Genomic DNA, 2,202 nt, shown 5'->3' with positions numbered 1-2,202 from the left:
ATACAAACCGTCCTTACGCGCGCCGCTTTTTGCAGGCGGCGATCCACTGCATGGCGGAGATTGAATCTTCCAGGATGGCGACCTGCCTGGCGAAATCGATAAAAGCATGGTGCGCGGCGGTCACGGGCTTGTGCCCATCCTCTGCGTCATAGCAAGCCCGAAGAGCGGTCTGGTGGGTCAGATCTCTTTGATCCTCGGGCCAGTCGTTGAGGAAATCGATGGCGTCCGCGAGGCTCGCAATCTCTTGGACGATGTAGGTCGCACGCTTCACGAAAATAGGGCTCCCGAACTCCTCTGCATCCATGCGCTCCTCCCACTTGGCGAACCCCTGCTTTGCACGAGCATTCCGCTCGGCAACCATCGCAATGTGCTGTCCGGACCGAGACAGTTCAAGGGGCTGGATCGAAGATTTCTCCTTGGCGCAGGTGCCTAGGGGAGGTTGCGGGATCAGGGCATTAAGATGCGCGGCGCAGGTTGATTTTCGAGGCCGTCAAAGACGGCGAAACGAAACTCATTCTGCTCGAAAGCAGTTTCATGAATCGCAAAACCCCTCGGCGGGTCCGACCGATTTTTTGCCGGAAGCTGTCGGCATCAGGGTAGAACCATCGTGTGCCTCGGCCCGCAATACCCAGTGCTACGGGAGCCCTGACTTTGATTGCATTCTATGGCTGCCTTCATTAATAAAACCGATCCGCCGCCGTTTATCAAAGCAGGAGCATTGCGTGACAGAAGAAGCCGAAAACAATACTGACGCCCTCATCGAGCTTACCGCCGAAGTAGTGTCGGCCTATGTGTCGAACAATCCGCTCCCGGTAGGTGAGCTTCCGGCTCTAATCGGTCAGGTGCATACGGCGTTGAAGGGCACGATGGGCGGCCCGGTCGCGAAGCCTGAGGACCTCAAGCCTGCCGTTCCCATCAGGAAGTCGGTCATGCCCGACTACATCATCAGCCTGGAGGATGGAAAGAAGTTCAAGTCGCTGAAGCGGCATCTGGCGACCCACTATGGTCTGACGCCCGAAGAATACCGGGCGAAATGGGGACTATCGGCAGACTATCCGATGGTTGCCCCGAACTATGCCGCCGCGCGCTCAGCTTTGGCGAAGACCATGGGCCTCGGCAGAAAACCCAATGAGGCCCAACAGGCCGCACCGGCAAAGAGGAGCCGCAACAAGGCGGCCTCCTGACATCGTTCGCTCGTTCTTCGGCCATGTGCATTTTGAAAGGCGGAGATCCCGCCTTTCGCCAATCGTTCTGGCCTGAATGGTGCCAAGGAAGATTAGCGTACTTTGCTGAGATTGCCGGCCGAGGACTTGCCGGTGCGGCGGTCCTGCTCGATTTCGTAACTGATCTTCTGACCATCGGCGAGCGATGACAGACCTGCACGCTCGACAGCAGAAATGTGGACGAAAACGTCCGGGCCGCCCGCATCGGGCTGGATGAAGCCGAAGCCCTTGGAGCTGTTGAACCACTTCACGGTTCCGATCGCCATCTATGGTGTTTCCTCTTTAGCATTGCAGTGTCGCCTGGCCCTAAGCCAAACCGTCTCGGATGATAAGCACGGATAGACGCAGCTAATGAGGTCGCTCCGGCGAATTGAGTGGCGCCTGCGCGCTGATCGCGCGAACCGGGCGTTCGTTAATTCCCGTAGGACGATCGATTGGCGCTTTGGCTATGGGACAGGTATCTCCAGCAGAACGGTTTCATATTGGCTTTGAAGCAGCCTTCGAAAATTACTTCGGCTCGGCACCTACAATGCCCTCATCCTGCCAATCTCCATATGCAAGTGCACCAAAGGAGAGATCTCCAATTTAACTTCTACACGAAAAGAGAGGCTCGGCCCAATGAGCAGGGTGGCGCGCGCGGACGCGGCTTCGGTTTCGTCGGCGACGTTCGCTCCGCTGGAGAATCCCACCTTTCGTGTTATCTGGCTTGCCGCACAGGTGTCGAGCCTGGGCTGGCTGTTCCAGACCGTTGCGGTCAGCTGGCTGATGGCAACCATTTCGACCTCGGACGTGATGGTCGCTCTGGTGCAGACCTTCACGACGCTGCCCGTATTCATTCTGTCGATCTTCGCCGGGCCATCGCCGACAATTTCAGCCGCCGCCATGTCATGGCGATCGGCTGGTGCGTGATAGCCTTGTCATCGATCATGCTGACTGCTCTTGTAGCGATGGGGTATTACAATCTGGATGATCCTCGCCC

3 protein-coding genes and 1 pseudogene are annotated in these 2,202 nt (G+C 57.5%); 2 read left to right on the top strand and 2 right to left on the bottom strand.

Going from position 1 to position 2,202, the window contains the following annotated elements; all coding sequences use genetic code 11:
* Positions 1-13: 13 nt before the first annotated feature.
* On the bottom strand, positions 14-304 hold the full coding sequence (locus tag EOA38_RS34380; protein WP_127301313.1) for a DUF982 domain-containing protein: 291 nt from the start codon (positions 302-304) through the stop codon (positions 14-16).
* Between the two features lie 418 nt (positions 305-722).
* Between EOA38_RS34380 and EOA38_RS34375 the strand changes: the two genes are divergently transcribed.
* Positions 723-1,184, top strand: a complete 462-nt coding sequence (locus EOA38_RS34375) for a MucR family transcriptional regulator (protein WP_127301312.1) — start codon at positions 723-725, stop codon at positions 1,182-1,184.
* Positions 1,185-1,276: 92 nt separating this feature from the next.
* Here the strand turns inward: EOA38_RS34375 and EOA38_RS34370 are convergent, their stop codons facing one another.
* A complete protein-coding gene (locus EOA38_RS34370; protein WP_065006568.1) occupies positions 1,277-1,489 on the bottom strand; it encodes a cold-shock protein in 213 nt (70 codons plus the stop codon).
* Between the two features lie 352 nt (positions 1,490-1,841).
* Between EOA38_RS34370 and EOA38_RS34365 the strand changes: the two are divergent.
* Positions 1,842-2,202, top strand: a pseudogene (locus tag EOA38_RS34365) (MFS transporter); the annotation flags it as partial.

This window comes from Mesorhizobium sp. M1E.F.Ca.ET.041.01.1.1, from assembly GCF_003997355.1.
GTDB lineage: Bacteria > Pseudomonadota > Alphaproteobacteria > Rhizobiales > Rhizobiaceae > Mesorhizobium.
The sequence above is the reverse complement of the archived record's forward strand: the minus strand, read 5'-3'. Positions and strand labels throughout refer to the sequence as shown.

What these genes read in the sequence shown, in the direction of transcription:
- EOA38_RS34380 (WP_127301313.1), bottom strand. Translation starts at nt 304, where the DNA reads ATGGATGCAGAGGAGTTCGGGAGCCCTATTTTCGTGAAGCGTGCGACC.
- EOA38_RS34370 (WP_065006568.1), bottom strand. Translation starts at nt 1,489, where the DNA reads ATGGCGATCGGAACCGTGAAGTGGTTCAACAGCTCCAAGGGCTTCGGC.